The following is a 17,174-nucleotide window of genomic DNA, read 5'->3' as shown; positions in this document are numbered from 1 at the left end:
CTCCACGATGAACGCACAAGACGTCGCCAACTACCTGCAGGCGCATCCGGCCTTCTTTGAAGAGCACGCCGAGCTGCTGGCCGCCATTCAATTGACGAGCCCGCACAGCCATCGCGCGGTGTCGCTGCAGGAGCGCCAGATGGAAATCCTGCGCGACAAGAACAAGCACCTCGAACTCAAGCTGTCGGACCTGATGCGCCACGGCAACGAGAACGACCGTACGCAGCAGCGTGTGCACGCCTGGACGACGCGCCTGCTGGGCGAGGCCGACACGCATGCGCTGCCGTACGCCGTGCAGGATGGTCTGCGTGAAATCTTTGACGTGCCCGCGGTGGCGCTGCGCGTGTGGCAGGTCGGCGAGGAATTTGCACACCTGGAAGTCGCGCAGGGCGTGAGCGAGGAAGTGCGCCTGTTTGCAGCCGGCCTGCGTGCGCCGTATTGCGGCGCCAATGCCGGCTTTGAAGCGGCCGGCTGGCTCGATACATCGGATACCGGCGGCGCGCCCATCGAATCGCTCGCCATTGTCACGTTGCGCGTGCCGGTGCGTGGCGATGCCGATGCCAGCGCCGCGCCGGCATTCGGCCTGCTGGTGCTCGGCTCGCCGGACGCCCGCCGCTTCCATGACGGCATGGGCACGACCTACCTCGCGCAGATCGGCGAACTGGCCGCTGCCGCGCTCAACCGCCTGCGCGACTGAGCGCCGCCCACCGCATGCCGCAATCTGCTTCAGCCGATGCATCTGGCGCGCAGGCGCCGCATCCGCAGATTGCGGCGTACCTTGACGCGCTGAAGTTCGAGCGGCAGCTCTCGCCGCACACGCTGGAGAGCTACACCCGCGAGCTGGCCGTGCTCCAGCGCCTCGGTGCGCAGCACGCCGCCAATGTCGATCTCACGCAACTGCAGTCTCACCATATCCGCCGCATGATGGCGCAGCTGCACGGCGACGGTTTGTCGGGCCGCAGCATTGCGCGGGCGCTGTCGGCGTGGCGCGGCTGGTTCAAATGGATGGCGCTGCGCGATGCCGCCGTCACCGCCAATCCCGTTGATGGCGTACGCGCCCCGAAGAACCCGAAGCGGCTGCCGAAAGCGCTGTCCGTGGAGCAAGCTGTCGCGCTGATGGAGCAGTTGCCCGGCGACGATGCCGAAACGGTGCGCGACCGTGCCGTCAACGAGCTGTTCTATTCGTGCGGGCTGCGGCTCTCCGAGCTGGTCAGCCTCGACATGCGCCACGTGAAGGCCGGCGCGTATGAATCGGCGAGCTGGCTCGATCTGGAGGCGCGCGCGGTGCAGGTGCTCGGCAAGGGCAGCAAGCGGCGCACCGTGCCGGTGGGCACTAAGGCGGCGGAGGCGCTGGCTGCATGGCTGGCGGTGCGCGAGCAGCTTGCCCAGCCCGACGCGGTACCCGAAGACGCGCACGCGCTGTTTCTCTCGCCGCGCGGCAAGCGGCTGGCGCAGCGGCAGATCCAATTGCGCATGAAGCGCAACGCCATCGCGGCGGGTGTGCCGGCGGATGTGCATCCGCACGTGCTGCGGCATTCGTTTGCCACGCACATGCTGCAGTCCTCCGGTGATCTGCGCGCGGTGCAGGAACTGCTCGGCCACGCCAGCATTGCCAGCACGCAGGTTTATACTTCGCTCGATTTTCAGCACCTGGCCAAGATCTACGATCAGGCGCATCCCCGCGCAAAAAAGAAGTAGCGCATTGTCCGAACCTTCGGGCGCCCCATCCCCAGTCGTATGCAAACCCTGATTCTGAAGCCCGGCAAGGAGCGCTCGCTGCTGCGCCGGCACCCGTGGATTTTCGCCAACGCCATCGATCGCGTGGAGGGCAAGCCGGCCTCCGGCGCGACCGTCATCGTGCGCGCGCACAACGGCCAGTTTCTGGCGCGCGCCGCGTTCAGCCCTGTCTCGCAGATTCGCGCGCGCGTGTGGAGCTTTGATGAATCGGAGCCCGTCGACCACGCGTTCTTCAAGCGCCGCATTGCCGCGGCCGTGGCGTACCGCCGCGCGTGGGTGCACGACACCGACGCCGTGCGCCTCGTCATGGGCGAAGCCGACGGCCTGCCCGGGCTGATCGTCGACCAGTACGGCACAGGGGATGCGGGCCAGCTCGTCTGCCAGTTCAGCGCCGCGGGCGTGGAGCACTGGAAGCAGGCGATCGTCGCCGCGCTCATCAAAGAGACGGGTTGCCCGAACGTCTACGAACGGTCGGATGTGAGCGTGCGCGAGCGCGAAGGCCTGGAGCAGATGACCGGTGTGCTGGCCGGCGCCGAGCCGCCCGCCGATCTGTCCGCCACCGAGCACGGCGTGCGTTATTACGTGGACGTGCGCGAAGGCCACAAGACGGGCTTCTACATCGACCAGCGCGACAACCGCGCGCTCGTCGGCGCCTTGGCGCGCGATCGCGATGTGCTGAACTGCTTTTGCTATACCGGCGGGTTTTCGCTGGCGGCGCTCAAGGGCGGGGCGCGCTCGGTGGTGTCGATCGACTCGTCGGGCGAGGCGCTGGCGGTGGCAGAGCGCAACGTCACGCTCAACGGCTTCGATCCGGCGCGCGCCGAGTGGCTGGACGCGGACGTCTTCAAGTCGCTGCGCAACTTCCGCGCGGAAGGCCGCCAGTTCGACCTGATCGTGCTGGATCCGCCCAAGTTTGCGGCCTCGGCGCAGCAGGTCGATCGCGCGGCGCGCGCATACAAGGAGATCAACTTGGTTGGCATGCAGTTGCTGCGCCCGGGCGGCCTGCTGTTTACGTATTCGTGCTCGGGCGCGATCGACGCAGACCTGTTCCAGAAGATCGTCGCGGGTGCGGCGGCCGATGCCAAGGTGACGGCGCGCATCCAGCGCCGGCTGGCGGGCGGCGTCGACCACCCGCTGCTGACGAGCTTCCCGGAAGGCGAATACCTCAAGGGCCTGCTGCTGCAAGTCGGCTAGCAATTTGTCGCAATTTTTGGCTTGTCCCGGCAAGCCGCCATTGCGAAGATGCGGTCCTTCGTTTTCCGCATCACGTCGATGGCTTCCAACGCTGCCCATCACGCGACGGGTTGGGCGGCAGGCCTGATTGCCGCCACCCTCGTCGCACAGGCTTCGCACACGTCTCTCGAACATCTCGGCAGCCTCCTGGCGTTTTGCGCGGCGGTGGCCGGCAGCACCGCGCCCGACTGGATGGAGGTGGCCTGGTGGACCCGCGCGCGCCGCCTGTGGATCACGCACCGCACCGCCACCCATTGGGGCATCGGCTGGGTGGCGGCGCTTGTTCTGTCATACCAGGCGCTGGGCCATGCGCACGTGTGGGCACCGCTGCTGTTCGGCTTCGCTTGCGGTGGGCTGATGCATCTGTTGGCGGACTGGCCCAATCCGCTGGGCGTGCCCTGGATCTGGGGGCGCCATTCCCTGAACCTGTGGAAGAGCGGTCGCTGCGATCTGGTCGTGGTGATCCTCGCGTGGGCCGCGGCGTGCTGGCTGGTGCGGCCGCTGTGGGCGGCAACGGCAGCGCGCGTGGTCGGATGGTTCGCACACGTGGCGCGATGAGCCCGCCGTATCGGCATTGTCTGATGGAAGCCGGGCCTGCGAACGACTAAGTTGGAACCGCCGGACGCCCCGCGTCCGAATCCAACTCCGTTTGCGCAAGCGTTGCGCAAACGCCCTCACCGGGAGTCGTCGATGACACTGGATGTGACGCGCCAAGACCCTCGCTACAACACGCTCAAACATGGCTTCAACCTGCGCTGGCCCTCGACGGACGCGCAGGCCGCGAGCCGCATCGCCCTCATTGAAAAGCCCGACGATGTGGCGCCCGCCGTGCAGCGCATCGTCAACGCGGGCCAGCGCCCGACCGTGCGCAGCGGCGGACATTGCTACGAGGATTTCGTCTCCAACAACCCCGACGGCACGATCGTCGACCTGAGCCTGCTCGCCACGCCCGAAGTGCGCGCCGACGGCTCGGTGCGCATTCCGGCCGGCACGCAGAACTGGAACGGCTACCTGGAGCTGTACAAGCGCCGCAACGTGACGCTGCCCGGCGGCTCTTGCTATTCGGTCGGCGCGGGCGGGCATATCTGCGGCGGCGGGTACGGGCTGCTGTCGCGGCTGCAGGGCCTGACGGTGGATTGGCTCTCGGCCGTGGACATCGTCACAGTCGACAAGACCGGCAAGGCCGCTGCGCGCACGGTGGATGCGGCGCACGATCCGGATCTGTTCCGTGCATGTCGCGGCGCGGGCGGCGGCAACTTCGGCGTCATCACGGGCTACACCTTCGCCAAGCTGCCCGAGGCGCCGCAGGAAGTGGCGCTCGCCACCGTGGCGTTCGACTGGGCGACCATGACACCGCAACGCTTTGCCGAACTGCTGCGCATCTACGGCGAATACTGGGAGACGCGCGGCAAGGATCCGGACACGTGGGGCATGTTCTCGCTGCTCAAACTCACGCACAAATCGTCGGGGCAGATCGTGCTGCTCACGCAGTTCTGCAACCCGGATGGCACGTGCCGCGATCTCTCCGTCCTCAACGATTTTCTGAGCCGCTTCCAGGCTTGCGCGCCCACGCCGGTCAAGGGGCGCCCGCCCGGCTACGGCCCTGCGCACAAGCAGGGCGTGGGGCAACTGCTCTGCTCCAAGCCGCACACCATCGTGCAATACGACTGGCTGACGGCCACGCAGTACCTGAACGGCTCAGGGGCCAATCAGCGCGGCAAGTACAAATCGGCCTACATGAAGCGCGGCTTCACGGCGCGCGAGGCGCAGCGCATCTACGCCCACCTCACGCGGACGATGCCGGGCGTCGATCTGAGCCAGTCGTTGCTGCAAGTCGATTCGTACGGCGGCGCTGTCAACAAGGCCGAGCGCATTGGCGACACCGCCGTGCCGCAGCGGGCCTCGATCATGAAGCTGCAGTACCAGACGTATTGGACGTCCGCGGCCGATGATGCCGGCCACTTGCGCTGGATCAGCGATTTCTATCGCGACGTCTACGGCGCGCCCGATGTGCCCGCGCCGCACAGCGGCACACCTTACCCGGGCGACCGGTACGAGGGCTGCTACATCAACTACCCCGACGTCGACATGCTCGCCTACCCGTTCTGGCCGCAGCTCTACTACGGCAGCGGCGACCTGTACCCATTTCTGCAGGATGTGAAGCGCCGGTATGATCCGAACAACATCTTCCACCACGCCATGTCCGTGCGTGTTTGATGGAGCCATCCAATGACCAATCGTCTTCGTCGAACCTTCATGCAGTGGACCGGTAGCTTGCCTTTGCTGGGCGCTCTTCCCAAAACCGTCATGGCCCAGGCGGCCGAACAACCTGCCGCGTCGGGCGCGCAGCCCGCAGGCAATGCGCGCGCTCCCCGCTTCGCCTATGTCGGCACCTACACGTTCAATGCGCCGGGCGGCACCGCGGGCGGCCCGGCCGCGCGCGGCATCTATGTGCTCGAACCGCGCGGCGATGCATGGACGCAGGTGCAGGTCGTCGAAAGCGCCAATCCGTCGTTCCTGGCCGTGCACCCGAATCAGCGGTTCCTGTACGCCATCAACGAACTTGAGGTGTATGAAGGTCGGCCGAACGGCAGCGCCGAGGCCTATGCGATCGACGCGCGCGACGGCAAGCTGACGCTGCTGAACCGCCAGCCGCTGTCGCTGTCGGGCACGAACCCTGCACACGTGGTCGTGTCGCCGGACGGCAAGCACCTGTGCGTGTCGATCTACAGCGGCGGCGCGTACAACCTCCTGCCGATCGGCGAGGACGGCAAGCTCGGCACCGTCTCCGGCATCTTCAAGGACACCGGCTCCGGCCCCCGCCCCGAACAGGAGGCGCCGCACGCGCACATGATGCTGTTCGACACCACCGGCCAGCACGTGATCGGTACCGACCTGGGCACCGATCGCATCAACGTGTTTGCCATTGAGGGTGGCAAGCTTGCCCCGCGTGACCGCGCGCAGCTCAAGCCCGGCAGTGGCCCGCGCCACCTGGCGCTCCATCCGCAAGGCAAGCTGCTCTACGTCATCAACGAACTGGAAGGCTCGGTCGCCTGCCACGGATACGACCCCGCCACCGGCCACGTGCAGGAAGAGCGTCAGCGCATTTCCACCACCCCTGCCGACTACACCGGCCAGAAGAGCGGCGCCGAGCTGCTGATGCACCCGTCCGGGCGGTTCCTCTACGCCAGCAACCGGAAGCTGAAGTCCGACCATCCGCTGGCCGACAGCGTGGCCGCATTCAGCATCGATGCCTCAGGCAAGCTCGCGCCGCTTCAGTACTGGAGCGAGGGCGTGCACTTTCCGCGGGCGATGACGATGGCGCCCGACGGCAGCCACCTCTACGTGCTGAACCAGAAGGGCGACACCATCCTGCGGCTGCGCATCGACGGCCAGACCGGCAAGCTGGACCAGCCGGCGGTGGTGGCGAAGGTGCCGACGCCGGTGTGTCTGGTGTGGGCGGGGTAGTGAGCACGGCGGAAACCCCTGGGCGGTGCAAGGCCGCTCAGTTGCAACTCAATTGCAGCAACCGTTCGAGCGTGGGACAATCCCGCGCATGACTTCCCCGGCTTCGCGCGACGTTTCTGCCACTTCCCGGCCCGATTCCCCTGAATCGATGGCCCGCACGCGCCTGCGTGGCCTGGGCAGCCGCGTGACGGAACCGCGCGTGCGCGTGCTCGCCGTGCTGATGCAGGGCGCCGACCCACTCTCGCACCAGGCGGTATGCGACGCGCTACCGCCCGACTCCGGCATCGACCGCGTGACCGTCTACCGCGTGCTCGACTGGCTCGTGGCAGGCGGTATCGTCCACAAGACGGCCGGGGCCGATCGTGTCTTCCGCTTCAGCCTGGCCGAGCACGATGCCGCGCGCGAAGCGGCGCACCGCTCGCACAGTCACTTCCACTGCACGCAATGCGGGCGCGACTTCTGCTTGGAGGGGGCCGAGCCGCCGGCCATGCCCAAGGCCGCCCTGCCCGCCGGCTTCGCAGCCGACCATGCCGAACTCACCATCAAGGGCGCTTGCGCGGATTGCGCGCATCTGGCGTCTCATCACAAGACAGGAAACGCATCATGTCCAAAATGATCCCGGTCACCATCCTGACGGGCTTTCTCGGCAGCGGTAAGACCACGCTGCTCAAGCGCATCCTGAACGAACACCACGGCATGAAGATCGCCGTGATCGAGAACGAGTTCGGCGAAGAGAACATCGACAACGACATCCTCGTGCAGGACGGCAACGAGCAGATCGTGCAGATGAGCAACGGCTGCATCTGCTGCACCATCCGGGGCGACCTGGTGAAGGGGTTGTCCGACCTGCTCACGCGCCGCGACAAGGGCGAGATCCAGTTCGACCGCGTCGTCATCGAGACCACCGGCGTGGCCAACCCCGGCCCCGTTGCGCAGACCTTCTTCATGGACGACGAGATCGCCAGCCGTTACCTGCTGGATGCCGTCATCACGCTGGTCGACGCCAAGCACGGCAACATGCAGCTCGACAAGCAGGAAGAGGCGCAGCGCCAGGTGGGCTTTGCCGACGCCATCTTCATCACGAAGAGCGACCTCGTGTCCGCCGACGATGTCAACGCACTGCGCCACCGCCTCCTGCACATGAACCCGCGCGCCCCGATCCGCACCGCCAATTTTGGCGACGCGCCGATCGACACCATCTTCGATCTGCGCGGCTTCAATCTGAATGCCAAGCTGGAGATCGACCCCGACTTCCTGCGCGAAGACGGTCATGATCACAACCACGATCACGATCATGACCACGCCTGCTCGGCCGATTGCGATCACGACCACGATCATGAGCACCACGGCCACCACCATCATCACGGGCACGCGCACCATACCGACCGCATTGCCTCGTTCGTCTTCCGCAGCGAACGGCCGTTCAACTACACCAAGCTGGAGGAGTTCCTCTCCGGCGTGCTGAACATCTACGGCGAGAAGCTGCTGCGCTACAAGGGCGTGCTGTACATGGAGGGCGTCGACCGCAAGGTCGTGTTCCAGGGCGTGCACCAGCTCATGGGCAGCGATGTGGGCGGCAAATGGGACGGCGAGACCCCTTCCAACCGGATGGTGTTCATCGGCGTCGACCTGCCGCGCGAAACGATTCTGAAAGGATTGGAGAACTGCCTGGCCTGATCCGGCCGCTTTACCCTCCTTTTGGGTGGTCCCGCCGCGCTTTCAGGCAGAATCCGGGCCGGATTTTGTGTCCGTGTTTCTCCGATAGTTCGGGTAAGATCGTTCAGCTACAATAGGTCGATTTAGAAGCACGTCGTCCCAAGCACGTCCGATAGGAGAGCAGGCGATGGTGACTAAGACCAAGGAAGGGCGCGGCGCCAACGTTGGAGCCGGGCAGTCCGGAACGGAGTCGGCGGCAGCCCAGGCTGCGCCAGCCACCCGAAAAAAAGCGGCAGGGGGCGCCGCTGCGGGAGAGGCAAAAGGAGGCGCGCGGGGCGGCAAGTCCGCCGCCAGCCAGAATGAGTCCGGCGCATCCCCGCGCAAGGACGACGCGACAGCCGACACGGCGCGCGATTTACCAGGATCATCTGCAGCAACCATGAGCAGCAAGAAACTACTCACCGAAGCCGAAATCCTGAAGATGGGCGAAAAGGATTACATGAACGAGGCGCAGCTCGCCTTTTTCAGGGACCGGCTTGAAAAGATGCGCGACGAGATTCTCGCGAACGCCAACCAGACGACGGAGCACCTGCGCGAGACCGTGATCGTTCCGGACCCGGCGGACCGCGCCACCATCGAGGAAGAGCATGCGCTGGAACTGCGCACGCGCGACCGCGAGCGCAAGCTGCTCAAGAAGGTCGAGCAGTCGATCGCGCGGATCGATGCCGGCGAGTACGGCTGGTGCGACGAAACCGGCGAGCCGATCGGCATTCCGCGCCTGCTTGCCCGTCCGACCGCCACCCTGACGCTGGAGGCGCAGGAGCGCCGCGAAAAGCGTCAGAAGCTGCAGGGCGACTGACGCCGCCCGCCGCAGTGGTTTTCCAGTTCGCAGCCCGGTAGCCAGCCGGGCTGTTTGCTTTTGCAGGCCTTCGATCATGCCCCGTCCGCTTCCCGTTACCGTGCTGTCCGGCTTCCTCGGCGCCGGCAAGACCACGCTGCTCAACCACGTGCTCGCCAACCGCGAGGGCAAGCGTGTGGCCGTGATCGTCAACGACCTGTCCGACGTCAACATCGACGCCCAGCTCGTCGGTGACGGCACCGCGACCAGCGCGCAGCTCTCGCGCACCGATGAGCGCATGGTCGAGCTGTCCAACGGCTGCATCTGCTGCACGCTGCGCGAAGACCTGCTCGACGAGGTGGCCCGCCTCGCGCGCGAAGACCGGTTCGACTACCTGCTCATCGAATCCACCGGTGTGGCCGAGCCGCTCCCGATCGCCGAGACCTTCACCTTCGAGGACGCGCAAGGCGACGTGCTGTCCGACCTCGCGCGCCTGGACACGATGGTCACGGTGGTCGATGCCCAGCATTTTCTGGCCGACTACGATGCGGCCGACTTCCTGGCCGATCGCGGTCAGGCCCGCGATGAAGACGACGACCGCACCGTGGTCGACCTGCTCATCGAGCAGGTCGAATTCTGCGACGTGATCGTCCTCAACAAGATCGACCTGGTGAGTGATGCCCAGCGCGATCGCCTGGCGGCCATCCTGCATTCGCTGAACCCGCGGGCGCGCATCGTGCCAGCATCGTTCGGCAAGGTGCCGCTCGATGCCATCCTCAACACGCACCGGTTCGACTTCGATGCCGCGGCCGCTGCGCCCGCGTGGCTGGCCGAACTGCGCGGCGAGCATGTGCCCGAGACCGAAGCGCTGGGCATCCGCAGCTTCGTGTATCGCCGCCGCGTGCCGTTCCACCCGCAGCGTCTGTGGGACCTGATGCACACCGAATGGCTGCGCGAGCATGGCCGCGTGCTGCGCTCGAAGGGCTATTTCTGGCTGGCGTCGCGCATGGACATCGCCGGAAGCTGGGGCCAGGCCGGCGGCGTGATGCGCCACGGCGGCGCGGGCGCGTGGTGGGCCGCCGTCGACGAGGTCGAATGGCCCGACGAGGAAGAAGCCCGCGCTGACATCATGGACAAGCTGCACGACAACGGTGCGCCCGCGCCGTGGGGCGACCGCCGCCAGGAGCTCGTCTTCATCGGCACGGACCTGGACGAAGCCGCGCTCGTCGCGCAACTCGATGCCTGCCTGCTGACCGACGCCGAAATGGCGGCCGGCCCGGATGCGTGGGCCGCGCTGCCCGATCCGTTCCCGGCGTGGGCCTTCGACGACCACGACGACGAAGACGGCAGCGACGACCACGATCACCACCATGGTGACGACTGCGACTGCGGGCACCACGACTGAGCACGCGAGTACCCCGCTTCGCCGACGTTGACACCGGCGTCGTCCGATCCCGACAATCCCCCACGGGCTGTTTCCGTCACGAAACATTGGGAGATTCGTCATGCCGGTTCTGCGTCTGCTGCGCGCTGCGGGTGTGGTTGCTGCGCTGTCCTTGGCCACGGCGCTTGCGCCGGTTGCGGGGCATGCCCAGCCCGCTTCCACGCTGGTGGTCGGGCTGTCGGGCGATATCACGTCGCTCGATCCGCATTTCCATAACGTCACGCCGAACGCGAACGTCGCCGAGCACATGTTCGAGACGCTGATCGCCAAGGACGAGAAGATGCGTCTGAAGCCGGGCCTCGCCACCTCGTGGAAGGCCGTGGACGATACGGTATGGGAGGTCAAGCTGCGCCCCGGCGTGCATTTCCATGACGGCAGCGAGTTCACCTCGGCCGATGTCGTCTATTCGCTGGCGCGCCCCGCCACCATCAAGAACAGCCCATCGCCGTACACGATCTACACGCGCGGCTTCAAGGACGTGACGGCGGTCGACAAGCTGACCGTGCGCATCACCACCAACGGCCCGTACCCGCTGGTGCCGAACGACCTGTCGACGATCTATATCGTGTCGAAGAAGGCGGCCGAGAAAGCCAGCTCCGACGACTTCAACAGCGGCCGCGCGATGATCGGCACGGGGCCGTACAAGTTCGTCTCGTTCAGCCGGGGTGACCGCGTGGAGCTGGCGCGCTTCGACGGCTACTGGGGCAAGAAGCCGCAGTGGCAGCGCGTGACACTGCGCATCCTGACCGCCGACGCGCCGCGCGTGGCGGCCCTGCTGGCCGGTGATGTGCAGGTCATCGAAAACGTGCCGACGTCCGACATCAAGAAGCTCTCCGCCGATCCGAGCGTCTCGCTGTTCAAGATGCCGGTGTTCCGGATGATGTATCTGCACATGGATTCGGACCGCGACGTGTCGCCGTTCGTGACGGACAAGGCCGGCAAGCCGCTGCCGAAGAACCCGCTCAAGGATGCGCGTGTGCGGCAGGCGATCTCGCTGGCCATCTCGCGCCAGGCCATCGTCGACCGCGTGATGGAAGGCGCCGCCGAGCCGACCGGCCAGCTCGTCAACAGCGCGCTGTTCGGGCATGTGCCGGGCCTGAAGGCACCGGCGGCGGATCCGGCCACGGCCAAGAAGCTGCTGGCCCAGGCCGGTTACCCCGACGGCTTCGCCATCACGCTGCATGCCACCAACAACCGCTACGTCAACGACGACCGCGTTGCACAGGTGGTGGCCGCGATGCTGTCGCGCATCGGGATCGCGACCAAGGTGGAGACGATGCCGTCGGCGACGTTCTTCACGCGGGCCAACAAGCTCGATTTCTCGTTCCTGCAGGCCGGCTGGGGCGCCGATACGGGCGAGGCCAGTTCGAGCCTGAAGGCGCTGCTGGCCACGTATGATCCGGCGCGCGGCTGGGGCGCCTCCAACCGCGGGCGCTATTCCAATCCGGCGCTCGACGCCAAGCTGGCCGAGGCGCTGCAGACCATCGACGACGCCAAGCGCGAGAAACTGCTGCAGGAGGCCACCGAGATCGGCATGCGCGACGCCGGCGTCATTCCGCTCTACTTCAACATCAACGTGTGGGCGGCGCGCAAAGGTTACACGGTGACGCCGCGTCTGGATGAGCGCACGTACGCCTTTGACGTGAGGCATTGAGCGGGAAGCGATTTGCGGCGCACAAAAAGCGCACGCCGTGACGGAAATCGGGCTTGAAATCCTGGGGGGCTGGCGTCAAGTATGAAGTTCTTTGGCCGGCCCGCTGGGGGCCGCGCCAAGCCGGACCCCTAGGAACAAGCGCATGGAACAGTATCACGGCACCACCATCGTCAGCGTGCGGCGCGGCAATCAGGTCGCACTCGGCGGCGACGGCCAAGTCACGCTGGGCAACATCGTGATGAAGGGCTCGGCCCGCAAGGTGCGCGCCATCTATGACGGCAAGGTGCTGGTCGGCTTTGCCGGTGCCACCGCCGACGCCTTCTCCCTGCTCGACCGCTTCGAAGCGAAGCTGCAGAAGCACCAGGGCAACCTGCTGCGCTCGGCGGTCGACCTCGCCAAGGACTGGCGCACCGACCGCGCCCTGCGCCACCTTGAAGCGATGCTGATCGTCGCCGACCGCGAATCCACCCTCGTCATCACCGGCAACGGCGACGTCCTGGACCCGGAAGGCGGCATCGCCGCAATCGGCTCGGGCGGCGCCTATGCGCAATCGGCCGCCAAGGCGCTGATGGAGAACACCGATCTCTCGCCGCGGGACGTGGTGCAGAAGTCGCTCAAGATCGCCGGCGAGCTGTGCATCTACACCAACACCAATTTCGTGATCGAGACGCTTGAATAAGCGAGCGCCTTCATCCACAGGATTCCCATGTCTGAAACCATGACGCCGTCGGAGATCGTCTCCGAACTCGACAAGCACATCATCGGCCAGCAGAAGGCCAAGAAGGCCGTGGCCGTGGCGCTGCGCAACCGCTGGCGCCGCCAGCAGGTCGGTGAGCCGCTGCGCCAGGAAATCACGCCCAAGAACATCCTGATGATCGGGCCGACCGGTGTCGGCAAGACCGAAATCGCCCGCCGCCTGGCCAAGCTGGCCGACGCGCCGTTCATCAAGATCGAGGCGACCAAGTTCACCGAGGTCGGTTACGTCGGCCGCGATGTCGACACCATCGTGCGCGACCTGGCCGAGATGGCCGTCAAGCAGACGCGCGAGTCCGAGATGAAGAAGGTGCGCGCCAAGGCTGAAGACGCTGCCGAGGACCGCATCCTCGACGTGCTCATCCCACCGCCGCGCGACATCGGGTTTGCGCAGCCGGAAGAGAAGGATTCCGCTGCCCGCCAGGCTTTTCGCAAGAAGCTGCGCGAAGGCCAGCTCGACGACAAGGAAATCGAACTCGAAGTGTCGGCGGCGCTGCCGAGCATGGACATCATGGGCCCGCCTGGCATGGAAGACATGACCGAGCAGATCCGCTCGATGTTCGCGGGCCTTGGCCAGGGCAAGAAGAACCGCCGCAAGATGAAGGTGAAGGAAGCCTTCAGGCTGCTCATCGACGAAGAGGCCGCCAAGCTCGTGAACGAAGACGAACTCAAGCAGAAGGCGGTGGCCAACGTCGAGCAGAACGGCATCGTCTTCCTGGACGAGATCGACAAGATCGCCAGCCGCAGCGAATACGGCGGCGGCGAGGTGTCGCGGCAGGGCGTGCAGCGCGATTTGCTGCCGCTGGTGGAGGGCACGACGGTCAACACCAAGTACGGGATGATCAAGACCGATCACATCCTGTTCATCGCGTCGGGCGCGTTCCATCTGTCCAAGCCGAGCGACCTGATCCCCGAGCTGCAGGGCCGTTTCCCGATTCGCGTGGAGCTCGATTCGCTCTCGGTGGAAGACTTCCGCGCCATCCTCACGCAGACCGATGCGAGCCTCACCAAGCAATACCAGGCGCTGATGAAGACCGAAGGCGTGGACCTCGTTTTTGCGGAGGACGGCATCCACCGCCTGGCCGAGATTGCATGCTCGGTCAACGAGAAGGTCGAGAACATCGGTGCTCGCCGCCTGTACACGGTGATGGAGCGGTTGCTCGAAGACCTGTCGTTCCACGCGCACAAGTCCGCGGGCGAGACCGTCACGATCGACGCTGCGTACGTCGATGAACGCCTGAGTGAACTGTCGGGCAACGAAGACCTTTCACGCTACGTGCTGTAAGCGCGACAAACCTCACCCCCTCGCGGGCCGCATCGGAGACGATGCGGCCCGCTTGCTTTTGTGCCGCCAAGCCAGCACTGACAACACTTTGCGCCAGACCAGGTGCGCTCGGGCCCGTTATCTGCTGAATGGATGTTGCCGCTAGGACAATGCGCGCCGCGCACTTTGCGTGCGCGATCCCAACACCACGACAAGGAGAAAAGCGTATGAAACCGATCCAACGCCTGGCCCTGTGCTGCGTGCTTGCCTGCGCTCCGTTGGGCATTGCCCATGCTCAGGTCACGCCGGCGCCTACCGGGCCCGCGACGGCATCCGCGCCGAACGATGCCAAACGCACGGCCTACGACAACGCCGTCAAGCAGGCCGACGCCAACTATAAGGCCGCCAAGGACAAATGCGACGCGATGAAGGGCAACGACCGCGATGTCTGCCGCGCGCAGGCCAAGGGCGATTACAACGTCGCCAAAGCCAACGCCAAGGCTGAACGCGACGGCACCGAAGCGGCTCGCGACCACGCTGCCAAGGAAAAGGCCGAGGCCGACTACGACGTCGCCAAGACGAAGTGCGATGCGCTCAAGGGCAACGACAAGGACACCTGCGTGAAGGACGCCAGGGCAGCCTACACGCGCGCCAAGAGCGGCGAAGAGGTGAGCCACGCCAAGGCCACGGGCAACGCCAAGGACGTGAGCGAAGCGCGCCGCGATGCCGTCAAGGACACCAACGACGCCAACTACAAGGCCGCCAAGGAACGCTGCGATGCGATGTCCGGCGATGCCAAGTCGAAGTGCCAGAACGACGTGGCGGCCAAGTACAAGAAGTAAGCCTGGGCCGCACGACGGTTTTCAATCGGGCGGCCCGCAGGCCGCCCCTGTCTTGTCTCAACCGAAACGGAGGACGTGATGAACTGGGACCAAGTCGAAGGTAAATGGGATCAGGTCAAGGGCAAGGTCAAGGAGAAATGGGGCCAGCTGACCGACGATGACCTGACCGTGATCCGCGGCAAGCGCGACCAGCTTGCCGGCAAGATCCAGGAGCGCTACGGCTACACCAAGGAGCGCGCCGAAGACGAACTCAAGGCGTGGGAGCGCGACACGACCTGGTGAGCGGTCGGCGACGGCGGCTACTTGGCCACCGGGCGCTTGCCCAGCTTGCGCTGCAGTGTGCGGCGGTGCATGTTGAGTGCGCGCGCGGTGGCCGAGATGTTGCCGTTGTGCTCGGCCAGCACGCGCTGGATGTGCTCCCACTCCAGCCGTGCAACCGACAGCGGTGTGGGGTTTTCCATCGTTTGCTCCGCGACCGCTTCGGACACCCCTACCTGCAAGGCCAGCAGGATCGAATCCACGTTCGCCGGCTTGGCGAGATAGTCATCGGCACCCAGTTTCACGGCCTGCACGGCGGTCGCGATGCTCGCGTAGCCGGTCAGGATCAGCATGCGCGCGTCGGGCAGCGCCTGGCGCAGCGGGGCGATCCAGTGCAGGCCGGAATCGGTGCCGCCATGCGGCATCAGGCCCCTGTCGCTGGCGGCCAGATGCAGGTCGACGGTGACATAGGCGAAGCGCGTCTGGCGCGCCAGCGCCAGCGCTTCGCCGCCCGTGTGGGCGATCTGCGGTGCAAAGCCGCGGCGCGTGAGGGCGCGCGCGAGTGTCTGCGCGAAGACGTCGTCATCGTCGAGGATGAGGAAGGGGGCGGGTTGCTGCATGGCGTTCTCCGGGCCGCGTGGAACGGTCGCGTTATGTGAAGAGGGTCGGCGCACCGATGACGTGCGCCGTTGCGTGTTCTTTCGGACCACCGATCGGCAGCCGCAGTTCGGCGATCGCGCCCTGCGGCGGGTTCGGGCGCAGCACCACGGTGCCGCCCAGCCGTCGCGCCGTGGTGGAGGCCAGGTACAGGCCGATGCCATGACCGCCGTGCCGGCTCGGCACCGGCGTACGGCCCAGCGATGTGCGCAGGTCTTCGGGCAGTCCCAGCCCCGTATCGACGATCGACAGCACGATCTGCCGCGGCGCATCGCGCAAGACATCGGGCGTGGCGTCGATCCTGGCGGTGAGCAGCAGCGGCACCTGGTCGCGGCCGGCCTGCTGCTGGCTGCGCGCCGCATTGTCGAGCAGGATGGTGAGGATCTGGCCCACGTTCACCGGGTCGAGTTCCACCGCCTGCGCCGCCGGCGAGGTCTCGGTGTGAAGACGGATATCGGGATGGCGCAGTTGCCACGTCTGGGTGAACTCGGGCAGCCACTGGCCAAGCGGTTCCGGCGCGCCGTCGTTGGCCTTGCGCTGCAGCCGGGCGAGGGCGGCGCGGCACAGTTCGAGCTGCTGCTCGATGGCGCGCAGGTCTTCGCGGTAGGGTGCCAGCGGCGAGTTCGGCTGCTTCGCATCGTGCTGCAGCTCGCCCGTGATGACGGCTACCGTGGACAGCGGCGTGCCCATCTCGTGCGCCACGCTGGCGCCTTGCGCCATCAGTGCTTCGATGCGCTGCTCCCGCAGCAGCCGCTCGCGCGCCTCGGTCAACTGCGCGTCGCGCTCGCGCAGCGCCGCGGACAGGCGGGCCGTGAAGCCCGCGATCATGGCGCAGCTCGCCACGAAATCGATCCACATCCCAGCGAGGTGATACGCCACCCCATCGGCCTGGTTGGCGAGCTTCAGCGGGATGTAGTTGCCAAGCATCATGCTGTAGGCCGCCAGTGCATAGAGCGTCAGGCCGACCACGTGGGCAATCGGCAGCATGGCCGCGGCAATGGCCAGCGCCGGCAGATAGAACGAGACGAACGGGTTGGTCGCCCCACCCGTGAAGTACAGCAGCGCAGACAGCGCGCTCAGGTCCACCAGCAGCTGCACGGTGATCTCGATGTGCTGCACGGGCGGGTTGCGCCGCACGCGCCAGCCGGTCAGCACGTTGAACAGCGCGTGCAGGCCCATCACGCTCAGCAGCGGCACCACCGGCAGCTGCACGCCGAAGACCATCGGCGCGAGCAGCATCAGGATCAGTTGCGTGCCCAGCAGGCTCCATCGCAGCCAGAACAGGCGGCGTAGACTGGACGCGTCGATCAGCGGGGCGGCGAGCGAGAGGGTGGAAAGCATGGCGAATAAGTGTAAACGTGCGCACCCGG

Annotated in this window: 17 protein-coding genes; 15 read left to right on the top strand and 2 right to left on the bottom strand. The window is 66.3% G+C overall.

Annotation, left to right across the window (positions count from 1 at the left end; translation table 11 throughout):
- Nucleotides 1–7: 7 nt before the first annotated feature.
- The 15 genes from KHN96_RS16325 to KHN96_RS16255 all read left to right on the top strand — a co-directional run bounded on the left by KHN96_RS16325 (nt 8) and on the right by KHN96_RS16255 (nt 15,171).
- Nucleotides 8–697: a DUF484 family protein gene (locus tag KHN96_RS16325; RefSeq protein WP_045787719.1), complete on the top strand. Its 690-nt coding sequence runs from the start codon at nt 8–10 to the stop codon at nt 695–697.
- Between the two features lie 14 nt (nt 698–711).
- Nucleotides 712–1,698 (top strand): tyrosine recombinase XerC, encoded by a 987-nt coding sequence (gene xerC, locus KHN96_RS16320; protein WP_062737603.1) that lies wholly within the window; start codon nt 712–714, stop codon nt 1,696–1,698.
- Nucleotides 1,699–1,737: 39 nt separating this feature from the next.
- Nucleotides 1,738–2,931, top strand: coding sequence for a class I SAM-dependent rRNA methyltransferase (locus tag KHN96_RS16315; protein ID WP_045785434.1), 1,194 nt, complete (start codon nt 1,738–1,740; stop codon nt 2,929–2,931).
- Between the two features lie 78 nt (nt 2,932–3,009).
- Complete coding sequence (locus tag KHN96_RS16310) at nt 3,010–3,528, top strand: metal-dependent hydrolase (protein WP_045787720.1); 519 nt, start codon at nt 3,010–3,012, stop codon at nt 3,526–3,528.
- 132 nt (nt 3,529–3,660) lie between these two features.
- A complete protein-coding gene (locus tag KHN96_RS16305) occupies nt 3,661–5,187 on the top strand; it encodes an FAD-binding oxidoreductase (RefSeq protein ID WP_062737602.1) in 1,527 nt (508 codons plus the stop codon).
- 12 nt (nt 5,188–5,199) lie between these two features.
- Nucleotides 5,200–6,438: a lactonase family protein gene (locus KHN96_RS16300; RefSeq protein WP_062737601.1), complete on the top strand. Its 1,239-nt coding sequence runs from the start codon at nt 5,200–5,202 to the stop codon at nt 6,436–6,438.
- Nucleotides 6,439–6,526: 88 nt separating this feature from the next.
- Nucleotides 6,527–7,054, top strand: a complete 528-nt coding sequence (locus KHN96_RS16295) for a Fur family transcriptional regulator (protein ID WP_062737600.1) — start codon at nt 6,527–6,529, stop codon at nt 7,052–7,054.
- Nucleotides 7,042–8,115: a CobW family GTP-binding protein gene (locus KHN96_RS16290; protein ID WP_062737599.1), complete on the top strand. Its 1,074-nt coding sequence runs from the start codon at nt 7,042–7,044 to the stop codon at nt 8,113–8,115. The genes KHN96_RS16295 and KHN96_RS16290 overlap by 13 nt, the downstream gene beginning before the upstream one ends.
- 166 nt (nt 8,116–8,281) lie before the next feature.
- Nucleotides 8,282–8,953 (top strand): RNA polymerase-binding protein DksA, encoded by a 672-nt coding sequence (dksA, locus tag KHN96_RS22815; RefSeq protein WP_233902627.1) that lies wholly within the window; start codon nt 8,282–8,284, stop codon nt 8,951–8,953.
- A gap of 76 nt (nt 8,954–9,029) precedes the next feature.
- Complete coding sequence (gene zigA, locus KHN96_RS16280) at nt 9,030–10,337, top strand: zinc metallochaperone GTPase ZigA (RefSeq protein WP_062737598.1); 1,308 nt, start codon at nt 9,030–9,032, stop codon at nt 10,335–10,337.
- 100 nt (nt 10,338–10,437) lie between these two features.
- The gene (locus KHN96_RS16275) at nt 10,438–12,030 is read left to right on the top strand and encodes an ABC transporter substrate-binding protein (protein WP_045785441.1); all 1,593 of its coding nucleotides are present in this window, start codon (nt 10,438–10,440) and stop codon (nt 12,028–12,030) included.
- A gap of 142 nt (nt 12,031–12,172) precedes the next feature.
- Nucleotides 12,173–12,709 (top strand): ATP-dependent protease subunit HslV, encoded by a 537-nt coding sequence (gene hslV, locus KHN96_RS16270; RefSeq protein WP_045785442.1) that lies wholly within the window; start codon nt 12,173–12,175, stop codon nt 12,707–12,709.
- Between the two features lie 27 nt (nt 12,710–12,736).
- Complete coding sequence (gene hslU / locus KHN96_RS16265) at nt 12,737–14,068, top strand: ATP-dependent protease ATPase subunit HslU (RefSeq protein ID WP_045785443.1); 1,332 nt, start codon at nt 12,737–12,739, stop codon at nt 14,066–14,068.
- Nucleotides 14,069–14,274: 206 nt separating this feature from the next.
- A complete protein-coding gene (locus KHN96_RS16260; protein WP_115044388.1) occupies nt 14,275–14,889 on the top strand; it encodes an HlyD family secretion protein in 615 nt (204 codons plus the stop codon).
- Nucleotides 14,890–14,967: 78 nt separating this feature from the next.
- On the top strand, nt 14,968–15,171 hold the full coding sequence (locus KHN96_RS16255; RefSeq protein WP_045785445.1) for a CsbD family protein: 204 nt from the start codon (nt 14,968–14,970) through the stop codon (nt 15,169–15,171).
- Nucleotides 15,172–15,188: 17 nt separating this feature from the next.
- On the opposite strand, the gene KHN96_RS16250 is transcribed toward KHN96_RS16255, so the two are convergent.
- Together KHN96_RS16250 and KHN96_RS16245 are read right to left on the bottom strand one after the other, a co-directional pair.
- Nucleotides 15,189–15,767, bottom strand: coding sequence for a response regulator transcription factor (locus KHN96_RS16250; protein ID WP_062737597.1), 579 nt, complete (start codon nt 15,765–15,767; stop codon nt 15,189–15,191).
- 31 nt (nt 15,768–15,798) lie between these two features.
- Nucleotides 15,799–17,145 (bottom strand): ATP-binding protein, encoded by a 1,347-nt coding sequence (locus KHN96_RS16245; protein ID WP_062737596.1) that lies wholly within the window; start codon nt 17,143–17,145, stop codon nt 15,799–15,801.
- Between the last annotated feature and the right edge of the window lie 29 nt (nt 17,146–17,174).

This window comes from Ralstonia mannitolilytica, from assembly GCF_905397375.1.
In the GTDB taxonomy this organism is placed as follows: Bacteria; Pseudomonadota; Gammaproteobacteria; order Burkholderiales; family Burkholderiaceae; genus Ralstonia; species Ralstonia mannitolilytica.
The sequence above is the reverse complement of the archived record's forward strand: the minus strand, read 5'-3'. Positions and strand labels throughout refer to the sequence as shown.

Coding starts and splice junctions, on each gene's coding strand:
- KHN96_RS16325 (WP_045787719.1), top strand. CDS start 8: ATGAACGCACAAGACGTCGCCAACTACCTGCAGGCGCATCCGGCCTTC.
- xerC (WP_062737603.1), top strand. CDS start 712: ATGCCGCAATCTGCTTCAGCCGATGCATCTGGCGCGCAGGCGCCGCAT.
- KHN96_RS16315 (WP_045785434.1), top strand. CDS start 1,738: ATGCAAACCCTGATTCTGAAGCCCGGCAAGGAGCGCTCGCTGCTGCGC.
- KHN96_RS16310 (WP_045787720.1), top strand. CDS start 3,010: ATGGCTTCCAACGCTGCCCATCACGCGACGGGTTGGGCGGCAGGCCTG.
- KHN96_RS16305 (WP_062737602.1), top strand. CDS start 3,661: ATGACACTGGATGTGACGCGCCAAGACCCTCGCTACAACACGCTCAAA.
- KHN96_RS16300 (WP_062737601.1), top strand. CDS start 5,200: ATGACCAATCGTCTTCGTCGAACCTTCATGCAGTGGACCGGTAGCTTG.
- KHN96_RS16295 (WP_062737600.1), top strand. CDS start 6,527: ATGACTTCCCCGGCTTCGCGCGACGTTTCTGCCACTTCCCGGCCCGAT.
- KHN96_RS16290 (WP_062737599.1), top strand. CDS start 7,042: ATGTCCAAAATGATCCCGGTCACCATCCTGACGGGCTTTCTCGGCAGC.
- dksA (WP_233902627.1), top strand. CDS start 8,282: ATGGTGACTAAGACCAAGGAAGGGCGCGGCGCCAACGTTGGAGCCGGG.
- zigA (WP_062737598.1), top strand. CDS start 9,030: ATGCCCCGTCCGCTTCCCGTTACCGTGCTGTCCGGCTTCCTCGGCGCC.
- KHN96_RS16275 (WP_045785441.1), top strand. CDS start 10,438: ATGCCGGTTCTGCGTCTGCTGCGCGCTGCGGGTGTGGTTGCTGCGCTG.
- hslV (WP_045785442.1), top strand. CDS start 12,173: ATGGAACAGTATCACGGCACCACCATCGTCAGCGTGCGGCGCGGCAAT.
- hslU (WP_045785443.1), top strand. CDS start 12,737: ATGTCTGAAACCATGACGCCGTCGGAGATCGTCTCCGAACTCGACAAG.
- KHN96_RS16260 (WP_115044388.1), top strand. CDS start 14,275: ATGAAACCGATCCAACGCCTGGCCCTGTGCTGCGTGCTTGCCTGCGCT.
- KHN96_RS16255 (WP_045785445.1), top strand. CDS start 14,968: ATGAACTGGGACCAAGTCGAAGGTAAATGGGATCAGGTCAAGGGCAAG.
- KHN96_RS16250 (WP_062737597.1), bottom strand. CDS start 15,767: ATGCAGCAACCCGCCCCCTTCCTCATCCTCGACGATGACGACGTCTTC.
- KHN96_RS16245 (WP_062737596.1), bottom strand. CDS start 17,145: ATGCTTTCCACCCTCTCGCTCGCCGCCCCGCTGATCGACGCGTCCAGT.